Consider the following 2,761-nt stretch of genomic DNA (forward strand, 5'->3'; position numbering starts at 1 on the left):
CACCGTCGAGGACATCGCCGCGGTGCGCCGGCAGTTCCCCGACGTCGTGATCCTCGCCCATCCCGAGTGCAGCCCCGAGGTCGTCGCGGCGTGCGACTTCTCGGGGAGCACCTCGGCGATGCTCGCCTACGTGCGCAAGGCCGGCCCGGCGCGGCTGCTGCTCCTCACCGAGTGCAGCATGGCCGACAACATCGCCGCGCAGAACAAGGACGTCAACCTGCTGCGCCTCTGCTCGGCGCGCTGCCCGCACATGAACGAGATCTCGCTCGAGGAGACGCTGCTGTCGCTGCGGCGCGACCAGTACCGGATCGAGGTTCCGGAGGAGATCCGCGTGCCGGCCAAGCGGGCGATCGACCGGATGCTGGCGATCCGCGGCTGACCCGCCGCGCCGAAGGCCAAGGGCGCTCCCGGCGATCGACGGGCTCGAGGCGGCCGCGGCCGTCCCGCGCCCGCGGCCCCGGAGACGAGAAACGCCCCCGGCCGGTCCGCGGCGCGGGGGCGTTCGCGGCCGAGTCGGCCGCGGTCGGCGCTCAGCCGACGACGTTGAGGTTCTGGCCGATCCCCATCATCTTCAGCAGGGCGTTGGCCGCTTCCTCGCTGTTGTCGAGCGCCTTGCGCAGCAGCGCCATGTCCTTCTGCGCCGCCGCGTTGTCGTTCTTCGCGGCGAGGGCGCCCTGGACCATGTCCGAGGACAGTTGGACGTCGCCGATCTCCATGCCGCCTCCTGCGCGAACGACGCGCGCCCGGGCGCGCGCGTCCCTCTCGGACAACTTATCGGCCGAGCCGCCGCCGGCTTGAGTCGATTCCGCCGGGGCGCGCGAGTATCTTCGGTCGCGAGAGGCGGCGACGCCGAGGAGGTCCGAAGTGCTGCTCGCGGGCGACGTCGGGGGAACCAACACGCGGCTGGCGCTGGTGGAGGAACGCGGCGGCGCGTTCGAAGTCGTCGTCGCCGAGACCGCGCCGTCGGGCGAGGCGGAGGGCCTCTGGCCGCTCGTCGAATCGTTCCTCGCCCGCCATCCCAAGCGGGTCGACGCCGCCGGGTTCGGCCTTCCGGGGCCGGTGACCGGCCGCCGCGTGAAGACGACGAACATCCCTTGGGTCGTGGACCACGACGCGCTCGAGGAACGGCTCGGCGCGCCGGTCGCGCTGGTCAACGACCTCGTCGCCGCCGCGCACGGCGCGCTCGCGGCGCGCCCGGAGCAACTGGCGATCCTGCAGGAAGGGGCGCCGGCGCGCGGTGCGCGCGCGGTCGCCGCGGCGGGGACGGGGCTCGGCGAGGCGATCATCTTCCGGCGCGGCGACGAGCTCGTTCCGTCGGCCTCCGAAGGGGGGCACGCCAGCTTCGCGCCGCAGGACGACGAGGAAGTCGAGCTGTGGCGCTTCGCGCGCCAGCGCTTCGGGCACGTCTCCTACGAGCGGCTGGTGAGCGGGCCCGGCCTCGCCGTCGTCTACGACTTCTACCGCGCGCGGCTCGGCCACGCCGGGCCGCTTCCGTGGGCCCACGGCGAGGACCCGGCGGCCGCGGTCTCGCGCGCCGCGGCGACCAAGGCGGATCCGGCGGCGGAGGCCGCGTTGGCCCGGTTCTGCTCGATCTACGGCGCGGAAGCGGGAAACCTCGCGCTCAAGGCGCTGGCGGTGGAAGGGGTCTACCTCGCCGGCGGGATCGCGCCGAAGATCCTCGCCGAACTGCGGCGCGGCGGCTTCCTCGACGCGTTCCTCGCCAAGGGACGGTACCGCGGGCTCCTCTCGCGCGTGCCGGTCTGGGTCGTCCTCGACGACCACCTCGGGCTGCGGGGGGCGGCGCGCGCCGCGAGCCGCCTCGCCTGAACCGGCGCGGGGAGCGGGCCGCGCCGCGCGAAATGGACCGTGCGGCGCCCCGGTGCTATCCTCGCCTGCGCGCCCGAATATTGAAAGTCGGGCGAAAATCAGGGACCAGAATGAGTCAGCGACCGGGCAGACATCACGACGACCTCGTCCGCCGCGCGCAGGACGCGCTGGATCGGGAGGACTTCAACGAGGCGGAGGCTCTCGGGCGCCGCGCGTTGATGCTCGACCCCGAGTCGCTCGACGCCCGCGGCGTCGTCGCCGCGGCGCTGATCGAGCAGCTCCGGTACGAGGAAGCGGTCGTCCTGCTCGACGAGTTGCTGGCCAAGGATCCGGACGACCTGGTCGCCCTCACGGATCTCGGCCTCGCCCGGTTCGAGCTCTGCGAGTTCGAAAAGGCCGAGGCGGCGCTCTCGCGGGCGCTGGAGATCGACAACACGGATCCGCAGGGGCTCTACTGGATGGCCCTCTGCCTCGAGCGGCACGGCGAGTACGAACTCGCCGAGCGGTACTTCGAGCGGGCCCACCAGCACGGGCCGGAAGACTATCCGCTCCCCGCGCGCACGACGCCGGCCGACTTCGAGGCGACGCTGCGCGGGGCGCTGGCGGAGCTGCCGGAAGACATCCGCCGCGAGATCAAGAACCTCAAGATCATCGTGGACGACCTGCCGCGGGAGCAGGACCTCACGGACTTCGAGCCGCCGCTCGATCCGTGCCTCTACGGCCTCTACGTCGGCGTGCCGCTCCCCGACCGGACGACCGCCGACGCGCCGCGGCTGCCGGACAACATCTACATCTACAAGCGGAACCTCGAGCGGATGTGCTCGGACCTCGAGACGCTGCGCGAGGAGATCCGGATCACGCTGCTCCACGAGATCGGCCACTACCTCGGCTTCGACGAGGACGATCTCGCCGAGCGCGGCCTGGCCTGATCCGC

General features: G+C 72.6%; 4 protein-coding genes. 3 read left to right on the forward strand and 1 reads right to left on the reverse strand.

Translation table 11 applies throughout. The annotated features are described in order from the left end of the window. On the forward strand, positions 1-379 hold a 379-nt coding region (nadA, locus tag LLG88_15205), incomplete at its 5' end, for a quinolinate synthase NadA (protein ID MCE5248254.1). Positions 380-530: 151 nt separating this feature from the next. Here the strand turns inward: nadA and LLG88_15210 are convergent. Further along, the gene (locus tag LLG88_15210; protein MCE5248255.1) at positions 531-716 is read right to left on the reverse strand and encodes a hypothetical protein; all 186 of its coding nucleotides are present in this window, start codon (positions 714-716) and stop codon (positions 531-533) included. 148 nt (positions 717-864) lie between these two features. On the opposite strand from LLG88_15210, the gene glk reads away from it, so the two are divergent. Next, positions 865-1,827 carry a glucokinase gene (glk, locus tag LLG88_15215; protein ID MCE5248256.1) on the forward strand — a complete coding sequence of 321 codons (963 nt, stop codon included), beginning with the start codon at positions 865-867 and terminating at the stop codon, positions 1,825-1,827. A gap of 110 nt (positions 1,828-1,937) precedes the next feature. Next, entirely contained in the window at positions 1,938-2,756 is an 819-nt protein-coding gene (locus LLG88_15220) for a metallopeptidase family protein (protein MCE5248257.1), read from the forward strand. Positions 2,757-2,761: the final 5 nt, after the last annotated feature.

It is taken from the genome of bacterium, from assembly GCA_021372775.1.
Classification (GTDB): domain Bacteria; phylum Acidobacteriota; class Polarisedimenticolia; order J045; family J045; genus JAJFTU01.

Excerpts from the sequence above, each read along its gene's own strand:
- LLG88_15210 (MCE5248255.1), bottom strand. The coding sequence starts at position 716 with ATGGAGATCGGCGACGTCCAACTGTCCTCGGACATGGTCCAGGGCGCC.
- LLG88_15220 (MCE5248257.1), top strand. The coding sequence starts at position 1,938 with ATGAGTCAGCGACCGGGCAGACATCACGACGACCTCGTCCGCCGCGCG.